This is a genomic window from Desulfamplus magnetovallimortis (assembly GCF_900170035.1).
In the GTDB taxonomy this organism is placed as follows: Bacteria; Desulfobacterota; Desulfobacteria; order Desulfobacterales; family Desulfobacteraceae; genus Desulfamplus; species Desulfamplus magnetovallimortis.
The window spans coordinates 182,632-201,605 of sequence record NZ_LT828548.1 but is presented as its reverse complement, the minus strand read 5'-3'; the positions used below and the strand labels follow the sequence as shown (position 1 = coordinate 201,605).

At 41.4% G+C, this 18,974-nt stretch carries 15 protein-coding genes; 6 read left to right on the top strand and 9 right to left on the bottom strand.

The features are described from left to right. Nucleotides 1–136 precede the first annotated feature (136 nt). Nucleotides 137–1,702 (top strand): AAA family ATPase, encoded by a 1,566-nt coding sequence (locus MTBBW1_RS15830; RefSeq protein WP_080804734.1) that lies wholly within the window; start codon nt 137–139, stop codon nt 1,700–1,702. A gap of 193 nt (nt 1,703–1,895) precedes the next feature. Here MTBBW1_RS15830 and MTBBW1_RS15825 read toward each other — a convergent pair whose 3' ends face one another. From MTBBW1_RS15825 to MTBBW1_RS15815, 3 genes are read right to left on the bottom strand one after another with little or no spacing between them, the layout of a single operon-like run. Then, on the bottom strand, nt 1,896–2,315 hold the full coding sequence (locus tag MTBBW1_RS15825; protein ID WP_080804733.1) for a PspC domain-containing protein: 420 nt from the start codon (nt 2,313–2,315) through the stop codon (nt 1,896–1,898). 15 nt (nt 2,316–2,330) lie between these two features. Next, nucleotides 2,331–2,603 carry a hypothetical protein gene (locus tag MTBBW1_RS15820; RefSeq protein WP_080804732.1) on the bottom strand — a complete coding sequence of 91 codons (273 nt, stop codon included), beginning with the start codon at nt 2,601–2,603 and terminating at the stop codon, nt 2,331–2,333. After that, nucleotides 2,603–3,286 (bottom strand): PspA/IM30 family protein, encoded by a 684-nt coding sequence (locus MTBBW1_RS15815; protein ID WP_080804731.1) that lies wholly within the window; start codon nt 3,284–3,286, stop codon nt 2,603–2,605. The genes MTBBW1_RS15820 and MTBBW1_RS15815 overlap by 1 nt, the downstream gene beginning before the upstream one ends. Before the next feature lie 466 nt (nt 3,287–3,752). Here MTBBW1_RS15815 and pspF point away from each other — a divergent pair, with 466 nt between their 5' ends. After that, nucleotides 3,753–4,853 carry a phage shock protein operon transcriptional activator gene (gene pspF, locus MTBBW1_RS15810; protein ID WP_245809424.1) on the top strand — a complete coding sequence of 367 codons (1,101 nt, stop codon included), beginning with the start codon at nt 3,753–3,755 and terminating at the stop codon, nt 4,851–4,853. 44 nt (nt 4,854–4,897) lie between these two features. After that, a complete protein-coding gene (locus MTBBW1_RS15805; protein ID WP_080804730.1) occupies nt 4,898–6,100 on the top strand; it encodes an aldo/keto reductase in 1,203 nt (400 codons plus the stop codon). A 343-nt stretch (nt 6,101–6,443) separates the two neighbouring features. Here the strand turns inward: MTBBW1_RS15805 and MTBBW1_RS15800 are convergent, their stop codons facing one another. The 5 genes from MTBBW1_RS15800 to MTBBW1_RS15780 form a co-directional block, all read right to left on the bottom strand. Beyond that, on the bottom strand, nt 6,444–7,202 hold the full coding sequence (locus MTBBW1_RS15800) for an SDR family oxidoreductase (protein WP_080804784.1): 759 nt from the start codon (nt 7,200–7,202) through the stop codon (nt 6,444–6,446). A gap of 214 nt (nt 7,203–7,416) precedes the next feature. Continuing rightward, nucleotides 7,417–8,325, bottom strand: a complete 909-nt coding sequence (locus MTBBW1_RS15795) for a 3-hydroxyacyl-CoA dehydrogenase (protein WP_080804729.1) — start codon at nt 8,323–8,325, stop codon at nt 7,417–7,419. Between the two features lie 389 nt (nt 8,326–8,714). Next, nucleotides 8,715–9,782, bottom strand: coding sequence for a phosphotransferase family protein (locus MTBBW1_RS15790; RefSeq protein ID WP_080804728.1), 1,068 nt, complete (start codon nt 9,780–9,782; stop codon nt 8,715–8,717). Between the two features lie 324 nt (nt 9,783–10,106). After that, nucleotides 10,107–10,811: a TetR/AcrR family transcriptional regulator gene (locus MTBBW1_RS15785; protein WP_186441367.1), complete on the bottom strand. Its 705-nt coding sequence runs from the start codon at nt 10,809–10,811 to the stop codon at nt 10,107–10,109. Nucleotides 10,812–10,949: 138 nt separating this feature from the next. Beyond that, nucleotides 10,950–12,158, bottom strand: coding sequence for an acyl-CoA dehydrogenase family protein (locus MTBBW1_RS15780; protein WP_080804726.1), 1,209 nt, complete (start codon nt 12,156–12,158; stop codon nt 10,950–10,952). 418 nt (nt 12,159–12,576) lie between these two features. On the opposite strand from MTBBW1_RS15780, the gene MTBBW1_RS15775 reads away from it, so the two are divergent. From MTBBW1_RS15775 to MTBBW1_RS15760, 3 genes are all read left to right on the top strand, one after another. After that, complete coding sequence (locus tag MTBBW1_RS15775) at nt 12,577–13,638, top strand: electron transfer flavoprotein subunit beta/FixA family protein (protein ID WP_186441365.1); 1,062 nt, start codon at nt 12,577–12,579, stop codon at nt 13,636–13,638. Continuing rightward, a complete protein-coding gene (locus MTBBW1_RS15770) occupies nt 13,635–14,690 on the top strand; it encodes an electron transfer flavoprotein subunit alpha/FixB family protein (protein WP_080804724.1) in 1,056 nt (351 codons plus the stop codon). Before MTBBW1_RS15775 ends, MTBBW1_RS15770 begins: the two co-directional genes overlap by 4 nt. A gap of 297 nt (nt 14,691–14,987) precedes the next feature. Next, nucleotides 14,988–15,215 carry a hypothetical protein gene (locus tag MTBBW1_RS15760; RefSeq protein WP_080804722.1) on the top strand — a complete coding sequence of 76 codons (228 nt, stop codon included), beginning with the start codon at nt 14,988–14,990 and terminating at the stop codon, nt 15,213–15,215. Between the two features lie 440 nt (nt 15,216–15,655). Here MTBBW1_RS15760 and MTBBW1_RS15755 read toward each other — a convergent pair whose 3' ends face one another. Then, nucleotides 15,656–18,850, bottom strand: a complete 3,195-nt coding sequence (locus tag MTBBW1_RS15755; protein WP_186441363.1) for a formylglycine-generating enzyme family protein — start codon at nt 18,848–18,850, stop codon at nt 15,656–15,658. Nucleotides 18,851–18,974: the final 124 nt, after the last annotated feature.

Below are 18,974 nucleotides of genomic sequence, written 5' to 3'. Positions count from 1 at the left end.
GTACGAATCTTAAAAATACAAAAACAACTACTGATTCTTCAAGTTTAAACTGTCGGGTGACTTTTAAGACCTTTTAAAGATTAAAGGCATTTTCTATCCAACAATCAAACCTTAAAAGAACACTACCTGGAATGCCATGACTGAAAGAAAAAAATTTTCCACAGGGCAAGATTTTGAGGAGATAAAAAAAAGAGGGGAGTTTTATTTAGACAAGACCCTCCAAATTTATGATTTTTTGGATCAGTGTGGGAAACATAACTTTTTGTCACGCCCACGCCGTTTTGGCAAAAGCCTCATGTTGTCTGTTTTGAAAAATATTTTTACAGGTAAAAAAGAACTGTTTGAAGGCCTCTATATCTATGACAAACTTAAATTTGAAAAATTTCCGGTACTGCATCTAAGTTTTGCAGGTATCTCCAGACATGATGATCTTAAAAAATATATTCAATACAATGGCAGAATACATATAGACGATAAAGAGCTTAAAATTAAAGATTTTGACTACTTTAACATTGGAGTAGTTTTAGAGGAAATCTGCGAAAGAGCCGGAAAACCAGTGGTTGTTTTAGTTGATGAATATGACAAACCAATCCTGCTTCACTTGAAAAATATCCAAAAAGCCGAAAAAGTCAGAAATTTTTTCCAGGATTTTTATGCTCCGATCAAAGACCATGACAGATATATCCATTTTTTTATGCTAACCGGACTCACTAAACTCATGAAGATGAGTATCTTTTCCGTGCTAAATAATCCAAAAGATATCAGTTTTGTTGGCAGGCATACAGATTTGATTGGATATACCCAAAGAGAGGTAGAGGATAATTTCAGCAAAGAAATAGAGGCCATTGCCAAAAAACAAAACAGGGAAGTAACGCAGATCCTGCAAAGGATGAAAGAAGACTATAACGGTTTTAATTTTGGAGGCGAAAAACTTTACAATCCCTGGGATATTAATAATTTCATTGAGAATGAAGAGTTTGGCTCTTATTGGTCAGATACAGGTATTCCAAGTACGATTAGTGACTACATCAAGGATAACGCCATTGATGTACAACGAATTATTGATTATGAAAGGGATAACAGCCTTATTGTCAGCGAAATGGATTTGCGAGTTCATAACCTGCAACGTTTAAGACCGGAAGTGTTATTTTTTAATGCCGGATATCTCACTATTCGGAATAAAGATGAGCAGAATCACTATTATTTAAAATTTCCCAACAAAGAGACCGAACAGGTCATGTTGGAATATTTTTTAAAATTAAGCCTGGGGAAGCACTACAATTTACGTGATTGGAAGGATGTTTCCCAAAGAATAACATCTGGAGTCTTTGAACAAAATGCTGATGTTATTCAGAAAAGTGTTCAGGACTTGATTTACCGGAATTGCGTAGGGATTCCATATGACTGGCACAACAAAAATCCTGAAGGTTGGCTTAAATCAATGGTCGGGGTCGCTATTCGTATGAACAACATCTATTACATGGGTGAAAACCAGAATATCATCGGTCGAACAGATCTGCATATTCTAAGAGGCGGCGCAGTTTATGTTTTGGAGTTTAAAGTGAATAAAAACGTAGATGAGGCAATTGCTCAAATTGAAAAAGACTATGTACAAAGTTACCATAATAGCTTTGAGAAAATCATCAAAATTGGAATCAACTGGAATAAAATATCTAAAAAAGTAGATGTGCTTATAAAATAGGTATTGGAGGTTAGATTTTCATTAAATATTTGGACATTCTTCATATCAACTCAAAATTAGTTTACACTTTTCGAAAAATTCTGAACCATGATTAAAGGATTTAAGGATTAACAAGATTTAAAATCAAGGTAATCCCTTAATCATGAAAATCATGGTTCAAAAAAAGTGTAAACCGACAAATGAAGAATGCCAACTATTTGACAATTTTATGGGGCATAAAGGCTTGGCTGCCCAACTCCCGATCCCATTGGAAATCTCGGGCAGTCACAATATCTTCCATGCGCTGGATACGGATTTCAAGCTTTTTGAACCTCCTGGAAAGTGCTGTCAAATCCACCTTACTGGAGTAAATGGAGCTTTCATTAACAAAACCTCCACCATGGTCAACGTATCCAACCGGTTGGGGTTTCATCATTAATGATGCCAGAAAATAGATGCCCACCATTGGCCAAAGCCCACTTAAAAAAAGCATCAGCACAAAGAAAAACCGGACAGAAGAGACAGAGAGATCAAAGTGTTCAGCCAAACCTCTGCATACACCCATGATAACCCCATCCCTTGAACGGTAAAGTCCCTTGCTGATCTCATTGAATCTTTTCAACATGCTTTTCATTGAAACACCTTTTTATTACAATTCCTTTCCATGGAAGCTGTGACTATCCCTTGAGCCTTCCATGAGGATTATTTCAAGTGCGTCCACTCTTTTTTCCATTCGCTCCAGCCCCAGAAGTATCTCCTGTATAGCCTTTTCTTCATCAGCACTGTATTTTTTGCTTCTGACAGAACTTTGGCCCTGCCGCATCCTGAAAATCATTACTATGGTACCGCAGACAAGAGCCAGGGCAATCAGGGCACAACCAAAAATAATTCCCAGAATTCCTGTCCATTGCATATGGTGCATTACAACGACTCCTTTTGCATTTCAGTCTGTTTTTTTGATGATTTAAGGGCATTGAGTTCTCTCTCAATCTCGTCATCTATCATGAGAGCTTCAAATTTTTCCTCAATGTCGGGTTTGACGCCAAAATTGACAAGATCCGCTTCTGCTTCCATCTGCTCAATACGGTTTTCAATATCATCAAATCTTGCAAGGGTTTCGGCATTGTCAATGCGACGGATATCTTCCTGTGCACGTTTTTTCCTTCGTGCATGGATATGCCTCTGTACCAGCATCCTCTGTTTTTCCCTGGAGGTTTGAAGTTTTTCTTCAAGCTGACGGATATCATCCTGATACTGGGCAACAAGAGCAGAATGCTCCTTAACCTCATTTTCAAGGGATTCAAGAATATTACTGAATCTCCGCTTCTCCATCAATGCTTCCCTTGCCAGATCATCTCTGCCCTTTGCGACGGCAAGCTCAGCTCTTTCTGCCCACATCTGCATACGGTTTTGAGCCTGATCCATCTCTCTTTGCACCTTTTTTTTGCTGGCAATTGCACCGGCGCATGACACCTTTAATTCCACAAGTGTATCTTCAATTTCACGGATCATAAGTTTTATAAGTTTCTCAGGATCTTCTGCATTGTCAAGCATTGCGTTCATGTTGGCATTGATAATATCTTTAAATCTTGTAAATATACCCATTGTCTCCTCCTGTAAATTTATTAATCTGCTATTTTTTTTGTGAAGTATTTTTTCGGCAATTCCTGTTGTGCTGTCAACAAAAATTCATTAAACTTGCAGTTTATAAGAAAGTCCCCGCCTTTTAAGGACTTTCATGATTCGTTGTGGCAGATGAATCTGCCATGGCCGTTTATAAGAAAGTCCCCGTATTTCAAGGTTTTTTTCAGGGCTTTCATGCTTCGTTGTGGCAAGATGGGTTTGCCATGGCCGTTATACTGATAACTGAATGAAACGCTATATTCATTAACTGCAAGAAATTGCAGATAGTATGCCAGCAATCAATCATGGGAGAAAAATATTTTTTTATCATGTTTTTTCAATATGTTAACTGTCATCATCATACATGATGCCGGTTGAAATCACCCAAAATTATTGGCATATGCACCCTGTTAACTGGTAAAAAAACCATATTAAGGTTATTATCACCATGACAGACAGATTTTTCATCTCTTCGCCATCCATGCCCATCTCTTCTCTAACCATGGGAACACCAGAAGCCATGGGACAATCAGAAGCCTTCCTTGATTTTCAGGAACGTCTCTCAAGGGTAGCTCCTGTCAACCGGCCGGTTCTTATTCTGGGCGAAAGGGGTACCGGCAAGGAACTTGCCGCAACAAGACTTCACTTTCTCTCACGGCGCTGGCAAGGACCATTTATTACCCTGAACTGTGCCTCTCTTTCCCCTACTCTTCTGGAAGCCGAACTTTTCGGCCATGCAAAAGGTGCATTCACAGGTGCACATCAGCGGCGCAAGGGACGATTTGAAACTGCTGACAAAGGAACTCTTTTCCTTGATGAGATTGCAACCATTCCAATTGTTGCACAGGAAAAAATATTAAGGGCTGTGGAATATGGATCTTTTGAACCCGTTGGCAGCTCTTCATCCATTGAAGTTGATGTCCGGATTATCAGTGCCACCAATGCAGACCTTGAACAGATGGCCAAAAAGGGCTATTTCATGCAGGATCTCCTTGATCGACTCTCCTTTGAGGTACTTTTTCTGCCACCTCTTCGCAAAAGAGGGGAAGATATTTTAATTCTGGCCAACCATTTTGCCCGCAGAATGGCTGTGGAACTTGCCAGGGAAGAGATTCCTGTTTTTACATCTAATGCTGAAAAAAAGCTCATGAATCATACATGGAAAGGAAACATAAGGGAGCTTAAAAATGTCATTGAAAGGGCAGTGTACAGAACCGACACCCATGTGATAAATGAGATAATTTTCAATCCCTTTATCTCGCCCTATGATGATGGTTCATTTAATGACCGCAATCACGTTGAAAACCGCAATGATGCCCCGATAAATAACCAGGAGACAAATACAAAAATCAATAAGGCAGAAATTGGGGATCTGGAAAAAATGCCCTTGAAAGATGCCATCAAAGTCCTTGAAATATCGATGCTTAACAAAGCATTGAAAGCCTCAATGTATAACCAGAAAGAAGCAGCTTTGCATCTTGGACTTTCCTATGACCAGCTCAGGGGACTTATTCGTAAATATAAAAACGATCTGTTTCCAACAAAATAGAATGCATTGTTTCACATACACCCCTTAACAAAAAAGGAGGATTAATGCTTTACAGAAAAATACCCAAAACCGGTGATTCACTCTCAATACTTGGATTCGGATGTATGCGCCTGCCAACTGATGAGAAGGGAAGCATTGACAAAAAAAGGGCCATTGAGCAGATTCGATACGCCATAGATAATGGCGTCAACTACCTTGATACAGCATGGCCATACCACAGCGGCAACAGCGAACTTCTTGTTGCAGATGCCCTTGGACAGGGCTACAGGGAGAAGGTCAGACTTGCCACAAAACTGCCATCATGGATGATCAAAAGCCGTGATGACATGGATTATTATCTCAATGCCCAGCTTGAGAAACTTAAAACAGGACACATTGACTACTACCTTATCCACAACCTTGCAGGGCCTATTTGGGAAAAACTTAAATCCTTTGGCGTACTGGAGTTTATTGACAGGGCAAAACAGAGTGGACGCATTGTTAATGCCGGATTTTCATTCCACGGGAAAATTGATGATTTCAAAACCATTGTGGATGACTACCCATGGGAAATGTGCCAGATTCAGTACAACTATCTTGATGAAGAGCTTCAGGCAGGCACGGAAGGCCTTGAATATGCCGCATCAAAAAATCTCGGCATCGTCATCATGGAACCCTTAAGAGGCGGGAATCTTGGAATCCCTGAACCACCGCCTGATGTTGATGCCATCTGGAAGGAAGCTCCTCACCTGCGTACACCTGTGGAGTGGGCATTAAGATGGATCTGGAACCGCCCGGAAGTCACAGTGGTTCTTTCCGGCATGAATGAAGAGGCGCATATAAAGGAGAATCTTGCAATTGCAGATGATGGTTATCCAGACTCCCTGACAGAAGAGGAACTTAAACTTGTCAACAGGGTCACAAATAGATACAGAAAACTGATGAAGGTTGGATGTACAGGGTGCGAATATTGCAAGCCATGCCCGTCAGGTGTTAATATTTCCGGCTGCTTTGAGATATTGAACAAATTTCATCTTTTTAAAAACGAAGATGAGGCCAAATTCATGTATGCAATCAGAATGGCCGGAGCCATAACAGGCACAGAACCTGCTTTTGCATCACAATGCACTCAATGCGGAGAATGTCTGGAAAAGTGCCCACAGGGTATTGCCATTCCCGATTTTCTGGAAGAGGTGGCTGCTGCCTTTGAAGATGAAAATTTTGAACAACGGATAGCAATGGGTAAAAAGATGCTGAAAATTGAATAAAAATTTGGTTATATTTTATTTATCACTTTGATATGCGTTATTTACAACTTTATACTTTTCTTACTCTTTCTATCATCTGAATCACTGATTCAACCGATTAAATGATTGCACGGATTGAAAAAATCTGCGTCATCCTCGTAATCTTGAGCAATCCGTGATTCAGACAATTTTTTTTAAAAGCATAAAGTATTTTGGGCATAAGACTAAAGATGCCAAAATTTTTGGCATCCTTCAGAATCCATCAAAAGTAGTTGACACTTTTTTTGAGATAATTCCCTAAAAATGGGAATGTGGCTCCAAAAAGTGTAAACTGGCAAATGAAGGATGCCAAATTTTTTTACAGTTATGCCAGCATACCGCCATCACAGGTAAGGCAACTTCCCGTGGTATAGGAAGAGGCATCAGATACCAGAAAAAGCACTGCCCCTGCCATCTCTTCAGGCTGGGCAATGCGTCCCATGGGAATCTGGGGAAGAATCATGTTCTTGATATCCTCGTTTTGTGTAATGGCACTTGCAAATTTTGTATCTGTAAGACCAGGCAACAGGGCATTTACCCTGATATTAAACTTTGCAAGCTCAATTGCCCAGGCACGTGTCATGGTGATAAGCCCTGCCTTTGTGATTGAGTAGATACCCTGAAACAGAGAAGGCTTCATTCCATTAACTGAAGAGACATTGACAATGCTGCCGCCGCCACCTTTCTGCATGAGCTTTGCTGCTGCCTGAATCATGAAAAAAGGCCCTTTAAGATTGACATCACATGTTTTATCCCATGCCCACTCCTCGGCATTGATCATCTCTCCAAAATATGGATTGGCAGCAGCATTGTTGATGAGAATATCAAGTTTGCCATAAAGCTCTTCAACCTTCTGCATCAAACCACTAATCTCTTCCATTTTCCCGACATTGCATGGAAGGGATGCGGCCTTTCCACCATTATCCGTTATCTTCTTCTCCACATTTGAAAGGTCTTCCACCTTTCTGCTGACCAGTATGCAGAGTGCTCCCTGTTTTGCAAGATAGATGGCAATGGCCTCGCCTATTCCTCGGCTTGCCCCTGTTATCAATGCTGTTTTACCTATAAGTGAAAATTGTTCCATGAATTCCTCCATATTATTGTTCCTGCTCTTTCTGTGAATGTTTTTTCGGTAGTGTCATAAAAGTGTTGATATCTTTTTGTGAAAGCCCTGCTGAATCAAGGTTTGTGAAGAACTCATCAACATATTTGGGACACCACCGTTTTTTCCAGATCGTTGAACCGGCACTGGAACTGTCGCTCCCTTGAAGCCGCCCTTTAAAATTTCAGATCTCTGTTTATTTTCCCGATGTCAGAAAATCTTTTTTGGCAAATGCCGGAGCAGGATACTCATAAAATCCCCTGCCCGTCTTTACCCCAAGATCACCTTTATCCACATACTCCCTTAAAAAAGCCGCATTGCCAAGGGCATGTTTATCCTGACGTTTCTGCGCCCAGAAATCAGTAACCTTCCAGACAGTGTCAATGCCGATACTGTCAATCATTCCAAAGGGACCAAGGGGAGTATGAAGCACACCCATCCAGGATCGGTCAATATCTTCAACAGAGGCCACCTTGCGGCTTGCCAGTGTCAATGCTGATCCAATAAATGCCATAAGCATATTGTTGAATACATAGCCATGATTTTCGGTTTTAAGCTCAATTGGAATCTGTCCTATTTTGATTGCAAATTCCCTCACAAGAGCAATGGTCTCAGGATCTGTGCCAGGATGCGGCATTATGTCCACAATCTTTGTTATTGCAATATCATGAAAGTGAAATGCACAAAATTTTTCAGGTCTTCCAACTGCATGGGCAAACATGGATGGAACAAGCGTGGATGTGTTTGTGGTAAAAACAGTTTCGGGTTTGCACAGTTCATGAAATGAGGCAAATATTTTTGCCTTCAGGGCAGGATCCTCAGGTACTGACTCAATGATAAGATCAGCATCCTGTGCAGCAATTTCAGGTTTATCTGTCAGGATAATCCTTTTTATAGCAGCTTCCCCCTCTTCAGGTGTAAACTCACCGGAGGCTGTGATTCGGATGCAGTTTTTCTTAAGTCTTTCAAATCCCTTTTCCAGAATCTCCATGGAGATGTCGTGCATTGCAACATCATATCCATGCAGGGCACAAATAAGGGCTGTCTGCTGCCCCATTGTACCGCCACCCACAATCAAAATCTTTTTAATATCTTCAACCTTCAATGTATGATTCCTTTTAAATTACCTAATGAAATTGCCCTTCAATCACCAATACTCTGAATGAATGGTTTTAATTAATGATTTTTTTTAACGTGAAAATGAGGCATCCTTCATATCAACCCAAAAGTAGTTTACACTTTTCGGAAAATTTTTGAACCATGATTAAAGGATTTAAAGATTAACATGATGAAAAATCAGGATAATCCCTTAATCATGAAAATCATGGTTCTGACAAAGTGTAAACAGGCAAATGAAAGATGCCGAAAATGACTATTATTTTTATATTTGGGGTGATTGATACATAATCAAGCATGCCTGTTTATCGTGAAAATGACTATCATTTTTATATTGGGAGGGTTTGATACGTAATCAATCATATCTGTTTATTACTGTCAGAGTTTCGATTTTTCAATTAATGTCAATGCTCTGTTCTCAAGAATACGAACCCCGTGGATCAGATTCCCGAATCGCTTGTCCTTTGTAAAACCCTCATAAAACCGCTTGTAAATCTGCTGGGCAATAACAGCAAGGCGAAACAGACCGAAACACTCATAAAAGTCAAATTTTTCCATGTTGCGGCCGCTCTTTTCCCCATACATGGCTATGATCTCCTTACGCGTCATGGCTCCATCCATATCTGTCGGCATGGATTTCATCAACTGCCACTCCAAAGGATCTCTTTTTTCTACCCAGTAGGCAAGGGAGCTGCCAAGATCCATAAGCGGATCACCATATGTGGTCATCTCCCAGTCCAACACACCGGTAATTTCAACAGGTTTGGCAGGGTTAAGCACCACATTATCAAATTTATAGTCATTGTGGATAAGAGACGGTTTATCAGTATCAGGCTGCATTTTCTCCACAAGCCATGATATGACTACTTCAAATTCCGGTGCATCCGGAGTTTTTGCATTCCTGTATCTTTTTGCCCATCCTTCCACCTGACGCCCGATATAGCCTTCTGGTTTTCCAATAAAATCAAGTCCTGATGACTTGACATCAATTGAATGAATTTCAAGATGAAGATCAATGAGGTTGCAGCACAACTGCTTTGCATCCTCCCTTGAAAACACAAGGCCATCAGGCAGCTCCCGTCTGAGGATAATACCGGAAAACTTCTCCATAACATAAAATGGAGCACCAATTATGGATTCATCATCAGAACAGGCAAGGGGCTTAGGGCAGTAGGGAAAATTTGGGTATATTGCGCTTAATATCCTGTATTCGCGCACCATGTCATGGGCAGCTTTTATCTTTGCACCAACGGGAGGGCGTCTTAAAACCATCTCTTTGTCACCCATCCTCAAAAGATATGTCAGATTGGAAAATCCCCCTGGATACTGTTCCACTGTCAACTCTCCGGAAAGCCCATCCACATTTTCCATTAAAAAAGCCTTAACAGCATCAATATCAAGCTCTTCCCCTGACCTGACCTTGACGGCTTCGTCATGAAGTGTCATTGTTTTTTCCTTTTTTATATGTTTTATAGATTACATAATATTATTAAATAGTCAAAATCGACATCTTATGAGATTTTTTGTAATTATTAAATTTGATGAACCTGTAAAAAGTCCGAAATAGCAAACTCGCTATTAATAATTTCAGCATGTTACAACTCAAAAAATGCTGAAATCTGGCTTTTTACGAGACCATCAAATTTGTCTGAATCAGGATAACCAGGATGAAAAAGATGTTCAGGATAGATAATCCTGCCTTATCCTGTTAATCTCGGGCATCCTGATTCAGACTGCCGCATAACAGTTAACATGTGGCCAAAATTAGAACTAAATCCCACATTCCGCATAATCGGGATTGAGACAATATGATTCTGTAAATTCAAGAACACAGTCGGCATAGGCATCCACATCAATTTCCCTTTTGCGGTATTTCCAGCGCTTCAGATACCACTCCTGCTGCATGGCTTTTATAATGCTTGCTGTCAAAAGATGATTCTGTTTTCGGAAAATCCCCTTCTCTTCTCCTGATTCAAGTATAGTCACAAGCATATTTTCAGTATATTCTTCCATGGCTATTACTGCCTGGCGACCTGTGGATGTCAGATTTTTTGCTTCCATGAATGTAAAATAGAACCAGGGGCGTGCAGATTCGCTCAAAAAAAGATGTGTCTTTATGACAGCACGAAGCTGCTCAAGAAGAGGGGCTGTTTGATCATGAAACTGGGCAAAAATATTTCTGATCATTGAGCTTCCCTGTTTCTGGATAATTGCTAAAAGTTCCTCTTTGCTTGCAAAATACCCATAAAGTGCCCCAAGGCTCATGTTTGCACGACTGCTCAGATCCCTCATTGTCATTGCCTGGAAGCCCTTTTCATAGGTTATGTCAAACACGGCATCAAATATCTTTTCAAAATTTTTAATAGCAGTTGACTCTTTTTTTATCCTGATCTTCTCCTGGTTTTCAAGATAGACATCACGGTATATCTCTTCCCTGTAATTCTCCACTCTCTTTTTGAAATCCGCATAGTTCATTAAAGTTATGCCCTTGATCTGCTGATCCATTCTGCTAAGTAATTGGGTTTAATTAACTAACCCAAACTCCCCCTCGCAAGTCTGTAAGAGCTGCCTGGGATGAGAGAATGGGCAAGTTATTAAACATCAATTCCTAATCTATTTGATGTTTTTACCCTGGTAGCTTTTCAATATTCGTCTTGCAAGGGCAGTTTTATGTACCTCATCTGCTCCATCATAAATACGTGCAGCACGTTCATGACTAAAGAAAAAAGCAAGAATAGTATCGTCTGTCATACCAAGCCCACCATGAACCTGAAGGGCACGATCAACAACCCTGTTCATTGTATTGGCAACCACAAACTTGATTTTTGATATTGCATCCCTTGCCTTTGATGCCCCTACATTGTCAATCTGCCATGCAGCATGAAGGGTCATAAGTCTCGCTGCCTCTATCTCGGCTGCGGACTCTGCCACCCAGTTCTGGACAGTCTGTCGGGTTGCAAGGGTTTTGCCATCAGGGGAGATCACCCGATGGTTGGCCCTGTGACACATAAGATCAAATGCACGGGAACAGATGCCAAGCCACCTCATGCAGTGATGAATACGTCCAGGTCCTAAGCGATCCTGAGCCATCACAAAACCCTGTCCCTCCCTGCCAAGAAGGTTGCTCAAAGGTACCCTGCATGACTGGTACAAAATTTCACCATGACTGAAATAATCATCCCCTTCATGCCCCATTACAGGAATATTTCTCACAAGATTAAAACCTGGGGTTTCTGTGGGTACAATGATCATACTTGCCTGAAGATGCGCCGGAGCTTCGGGATTAGTAACAGCCATTACAATGGCAAACTGGGAGCCGTCCGCCGCAGTTGTGTACCACTTATGCCCATTGATCACATATTCATCTCCTTCCTTTACAGCAGTTGTTTCAAGCATGACAGGATTGGAGCCTGGCATATCCACTTCAGTCATGGAGAAACAGCTTCTTATCTTTCCCTGTACCAGAGGCTTTAACCAGGTCTCCTTCTGGGCTTCGGTTCCATGATCATGGAGAATCTCCACATTACCTGCATCAGGTGCCTGGCACCAGAAGACATAGTGCCCCAAAGGAGATCTGCCAAGGGCTTCGGAAACAAGGCCATGCTCCACAAGACTTAAACCCATGCCACCACACTCCACAGGAAAATTTGGTGCCCAAAGCTCCATTTTTTTAACCATTTCCTGTTTTTCCCTAAGTACCGGCAGAAGCTCACTGAAATTTTTTGTCAAAAATTCCGGTTCAAGCGGTATAAGCTCCTTATCAACAAACTCATTGATCATATCGACTATGATACTTATTTTCTCAGATACCTCAAAATCCATGAAAACTACCCCCTGATATATAGTTGTCTCTATTTAAATGCCTGCACTTTTGGCATACTCTATACTCTTTATATTTGACGATTTGGTTTTATTGCATCCATGATTACAAACAAAAAATCAGATGTCAATAAAAAAATGAACGAACGTTCGTTTTTTATATTGCATATTCCAAAATCATGGGGTATTTTCAAAATAAAAGGGCATGATTGCGCATCAATCACCCCCAACCATAAAAATGTGATGCATTTCCACGGTAAACGGACATGGCTGTGATTCAGCCACCCCCGAATATGAAAATTTGTATCCATTTTCACAGTAAACGGTCATGGCTGTCATCCAGCCACCCCCGAATATGAAAATATGTATCCATTTTCACGGTAAAAAAGTTGAATGGAATGAAAAAAATGGAGAAATAATAATGAAAATTCTTGTTTGTATAAAACAGATCTGCATTGCAGATGTGGAGATTGATGAATCAGGACAACAGATTAAATCGAAACATATACCTGAATTTGCAATGAGCCGTTTTGATGAAAATGCCCTTGAAGAAGCGATACAACTCAAGGAAAGGTACCAGGATAAAGGAATGGATGTCTCTGTTGATGTGCTTACAGCGGGCCCTGAAAATGCATCAGAAATCATAAGACGCGCAATGGGAATGGGTGCAGACAGAGGGATTCATCTTGCGACCGAAAATTCACACAATGCCATTATCAATGGGGCATTAGCAGCATCGTATATTGCATCTGCTATAAATTCTGATAATCAAGTGGTGAAAAAATCTGAAACATCAAAAATTTATGACGATTCAATGGAGCATCATGATTCAATGGAGCATCATGATTTAATGGAGCATCATGATTTAATGGAGCATCATAATTCAATGGCTCCTGATGATTCAAGAATTCCTCATGATTCGACTGCTCCAGAAAAAAACAGAAGCACCAACAATGCCATCATCAATAACTGCCCGTATGATCTTATTCTTACAGGCATAATGTCCGAAGATCTTATGCAGGCACAGGTAGGCCCAATGCTGGCCGAATATATCGGCATTCCATGCATTACATCAATTGTTAAAGTTGAAGTAAACAAACTTATTGAGGCAGATGAGAAAGCCAAAAACTTTGACTTAACTTTGCTTCGGGAAATTGAGGGGGGATTAAAACAGAAAATTTTAGCATCATTTCCAGTTCTATTAACTATTCAGGGCGGTATTAACAAACCCCGATACCCTTCTCTTTCAAACATACTGAAAGCACGAAAAAAAGAGATTCTCACAATGAAACCCGATTTTCTCCACACGGATACCCAGCCGCAATCAGACAAAAAGCATAATCAATTAATGAGAGAAGATGCCCTGAAGTTTATTCGCCTTGAGTATCCGGTAAAAAACAGGGAAGGAAAGGTTATTTACGGAAGCTCCCAACAAAAGGCTGAAGAGCTTAAAAAAATATTAGAGGAGAGAAATCTTGTATGAAAAATACTTTTAGAAAAAATAAAGATAATGACACAAAAAAAATAATTGTAATAGCAGAACATCTGCAAGACAAAATACGCACCATTACATGGGAGCTAATGAACTTTGCATTCAGGCTTTCAGAGATAACGGGCAACAGGATTGTGACAGTTCTTCCCTGGGAAATGGATGGGCAGACCGAGTCATCATGTAATTCCATGGTTCAAGATATTATGGGAAATGCCCCTGTTGATATGGATATTATTTGCCTGTCAATCAGTGGCGCAAGCCACCCTGACAGCCTTGCAATCAAGGAATCCATTGCAACTTTGCTTGAGGAAGTCAAACCATCATTTGTTATTGCAGGACACACTTCCCAGGGGCTTGACATCGCACCCGGACTTGCAGCAAAGATCGGTGGGATAGCTCTTACCGGTGTAACAAGACTCATTATTGAGGATGAGCAGCCTGCCTTTGTGCAACCGCTTTTCAAGGGCAGGGTCAATGGAGTGACAGCACTTGAAAAGGGAGCTGAATCCCCTGTTGTTATTACCATTCAACCCGGAGTGTTCAGCAGAGAAAAAGATAAGCAATCAAAAAGCAGGTGCACTGTTATTACAAAAAAAATGGATATGGAGTCATTATCCAAAAAGAAAAAAACTGTTAAATATGCTGAGCTTCTTCACATATCAGGAAAAAAATCCAGGCTTGATGGTGCAAAGGTAATTATTGCTGCCGGCAGAGGCATAGGCTCTCCTGATAATATTGAAGATGTAAAAGAGCTTGCAGAGTGTTTTCCTGAATCCGCAGTTGCAGGTTCACGCCCCCTTATTGATATGGGCTGGATGACCTATGAACAACAGGTAGGCATCACCGGTGCTGTTGTTGAACCGGAACTTTACATGGCAGTTGGGATTTCAGGATCATCCCAGCATATTGCAGGCATGAAGGATGCCGGCTTTATCGTATCGGTTAATAAAGATCCCAATGCAGCTATTTTTAATGTATCTGACATATGTATTGTTGAGGATGGCTTGGAGTTTGTAAGATGCTTAAGGTCTCTGTTTGCCTGAAATGGTTGTGTGGCTAATTCTTCTTGAAGTTTCCTTGAAGATCACTAATGCCTGTGTTTCTATAACGTACATGGCTGATGACCGCCACAATCGAAGAGATGAAAGTCGTTTTAAAAACAGGATGTTACCGAGACTTTCATATAAAAATATATGGAAAACCAAGAACAAAAGAAAAATCAGAAAACACGCTGGCACAGAATACTTGGAAAAGTAGGCATGCTTCATTTCCCAGTTTACACTTTTCTAATAGAAAACTCTGAATAGCGGGAACCTCTCACAAAAAAGTGTAAAGTACTTTTGGAGTCAAATGAAGGGTGCCGAAAAGTATTTGAAGAGCTTATGACGCCTGTGGATATCGCTGTCATGACAGATATTTCCATTATGAGCGAGCCGCCAGAAGCGGATATTCTGCTTTTTAGAAGGAAGCTTGCCGGGCTTAAACCACAGGAAAGAATGGCTGGATTAAGTTCCGAAGAGCTAAAAGAAATTGAGCAATACATAAATAGTCTGAAGAATAAAAAGTAAATATAAAAAATATTACACCACCTGTCAGAATAACGGATTTAGCGGATTTATATGAAAGTCTCTGTAACATCCTGTTTTTAAAACGACTTTCATCTTTTCGATTGTGGCGGGCATCAGCCATGTACGTTTATATGAAAGTCTCGGTAACAGCTTGTTTTTAAAAAGACTTTCATCTTTTCGATTGTGGTGGTCATCAGCCATGTACGTTATAAGAAAGTGCCACCGATATACTGGAATTAAAGGATTTTTATTCTTCGTTGTGGCATGTGGTTACTGCCATGTATTTTTATATGAAAGTCCCCGCAAATGGCTGTTTTCATAAAGACTTTCATCCCTTCGATTGTGGCGGTCATCAGCCATGTATGTTATACAGATTATTTATCAGTGAAATCTGTGCAATCTTCGTAATCCTTGATTAAGACAACTATCTGTATACCCCATTATTGTAGATTAGAGGAGAGTACAAGCCGGAAGCCTATGCCGTTATTCCAACTATCCGGAGAATAATAGTAACGTTCCGCTGATCTTGCATAACGGGCACTGGAAGCCCATGCCCCACCCCTAACAACTCTACTTGAGCTTGATGATGCTCCATTGGGATCAACCACAGATTCAGACGTAAAACTCCCCCACCAGTCCTGGCAAAACTCATATACATTACCGTGCATATCATACAAGCCCCAAGAATTAGGTGTTTTTTGAGCAACAGGATGTGTTCCCGCACAAGTAGCACCACCCCAGCTACTCCAGTTTAAGCATCCTGAATAAGTAACTTCTGAATTACCACAGTACCAACCCATTAGACTCAAATTAGGCTCATAAGAACAAGAGAGTACCGTAATGTGGCCATTAGCAAAGGCAGTAGTCGTTCCTGCACGGGCACTATACTCCCACTCTGCCTCTGTGGGAAGTCTGTACGTCCTGTCACTAATATCGTTTAAAGCAGTGATAAATGACTGAACATCATCCCAAGAAACACACTCCACCGGACAATCAGAACCGCATTCAACAAAACATGAGGGATTATTACTCATCACCGCTTCCCATTGACCCTGGGTTACTTCCGTGGTCTGCATGTAAAAGGACTGGGTAAGTGTTACCTCATGCTGAGGCCCTTCCCAGGACTCTCTTCCAGGCTCATCTTCAGGCGACCCCATCATGAAAGTGCCTGCCGGAATAAAGTTAAAAGTCATTCCCAGGGAGTTTGTCACGGTTTCATCATCCAATATGGGTGGGTCAGTGCCATCATGGTCCACATCAATCTCAAGTGCTGTATAAAGCCTTGCCAGCTCACCGTTCCGCTGACCCAGCCTTCCATAGCCTGAGAGCAAAATGGTGTAAACACCTTCAAATCTTTCTGATTCCGGCGAAAACTCTGCTACCGGGGAGCCATCATAGGCACCGCCTGCAAGGGAGTATCGGTTGCCATCCGGATCAACCACCTCCCACTCAATGGAACTCTGGTTAAAGGCATTATTGTTTCCATCCTGCACAACGGCACTCAGTGCCCAGGTATCGCCACTTTCAACTGCCCCGATCTCAATTTGTGGCAAGTCAAACATGGGCCAGGTGGTGCTGTAAATCTGCCCATCAAAGAGTTGCTCCTGCCCCTCAAAAATAGGCCAGGGTGCAAGGTTCATATCAGAATCAAGCCCAAGGTAATAATCAAAGCTGCCAAACTGTGCCATGGACTCACCATCAAGCATGGATTCACCGCCAGGCATGAACTCCCCGTCAAGAATACCATCTTCCGAGTAAGCAATGTTTCCCGAAACAGTTGCATTTAGGTTTATCTTTGAAGCACCAACCCTGTAAAAAAGAAGCTCCACAGTGGGAACAATGGCAACTTCCCCCACCACAGAACCTGCTTCATTTACAGCCGCCACAAGGGAGTCCTCAACATTGACGGTGGCCACAGGTTCCCAGATATCAGCAACTTCATTGTATCTTGTTCCAAGCTGGATCTCTGTGTCAGTGAAGGTGCTTGTGGTGATATCAACGGCAGTGGATGCAGATGCCCAGGCACGGGATTTAATGGTCAGAAGGATATCCTGGTAAACAGAAACGCCATCCACTGTAAAAGCTGTTATACCTCTTCTCTCCAGAAGGATCTCTTCATTTGGATTCTCAGCAGTGCCCCATTGGTAAGCTCCATCAAACTGATAGCGGGCACTGATATCAGCCTTAAGGGTGCCAATCAGAAGAATCTCCCCATTGTCTATTATGGTTGCATCATCTCCAGGTACACCTTCTCCATCATCTTGTGTGTGCCAGTCAAGATCAATATCCATCTCTGGCTCAAATTCAATACTGGTCTCCATTGATACTTCATTGGCTGCATCTTTCAGTAATCTGACAGAGCGGTATCCAGGATTTTCTGACGGAACAAAATTTGGCGAAATCCTCTCCTCCACTTTGAGTAAACGCTCTTTCCAAGATATTTTGCTGACGGAAAAGCCATCTTCATCTGTTGAATGTTTAATGAAGGTTATTCCCTTATCAGTTTGAGATTCCACATCAGTTTGAGATTCCACATCAGTTTGAGATTCCACTTTTTTTTCTCTTTGCTCCGATGTTGCCCTGTCTGCCTGGTATGCAACGGCAGCTTTCTCCGGATCAAAGAGCTTGATACTGCCACTTATTCGACCTGATGTGACAGCTTCGGATAAAATACCCTGGCTGGTCTGCACCACAATCCCATCACCTGTATCTACAACTGACTCAACCTTTTTCAGATAACCGCCTTCAGAATCCTCACCAACTATTATTGAACCTGTCTCTGGAAGAACCTGGCTGCCTGTATCATCAAAAATATAGTCATCACCTGAGACATCGGGGTTTACAAGTCCTGATTCCTCCTGATTTATTAGGGGAACATCCTCACTGAACTCAAAGGGTTCATCAAGGGTTGTTACTTGCTTGTAATTCTCTCCAATGAAAATTTCTCCGCTTTCTCCCCGGGGTTTTGCAACTATAACTGCGTAAAAAGTTGTATCTGCACTTAAACCCGGCACCTCGGCCTGGAGTTCCCCTGCAATCTCCTGTTTAAGGGTGGATTGCGAAGGTAAAAAATTATCAGCAGTATCCACATGGACTTCATAGGTAAATTCCGAAAAATCAGGTGAAGATACCGGAAGCCAGGCAATGGAAATGGTGTCAACACCCAATGGAAGAATCTGCACAATCTCCGGTGGAACAGACTCCAAAGCTTCAATGGCAGCAGGGGTTGTTGATATGATCTGCCCATCCAGCATGACATTGCCATCTTCAATGCAGAGAACAACATATCCATTATTAAACTCCACTGTCTGGAGTGTTGCTGTGGCTGGAATTTTCAATACTGTGCCGCCCATTCCCCCGGTATCGCCTGCACCATCACTTCCATCTGTGGTTTCAAAGGTTACCATGGCACCGGATCGGGATACTGTAAAATTGCTGGAATCACCTGCAATGGTTATGGTGTTGATACCTGGAAAATTTAGAAGTTCAACATCAGCATCACCTGAAATGGTAATATGGTTTGCCCCTGTTGTGCCATATATGGTTAGCGTTTCCCCTGATGATACTGTCACATCGGGACCATTGTCCGTCAAAACAATAGCTTCACGGGCAATCGCAGAAAAGTTTAGAATCATTAATGATAACGTCACCAACAACACAATTTTTATTCTACTTCGCATTTAAACCTTATCCTTTCTTTTTTGGTATTTTAAAAATAAATTTACCACATTCACATATCATTAATTTACTTTACACTTC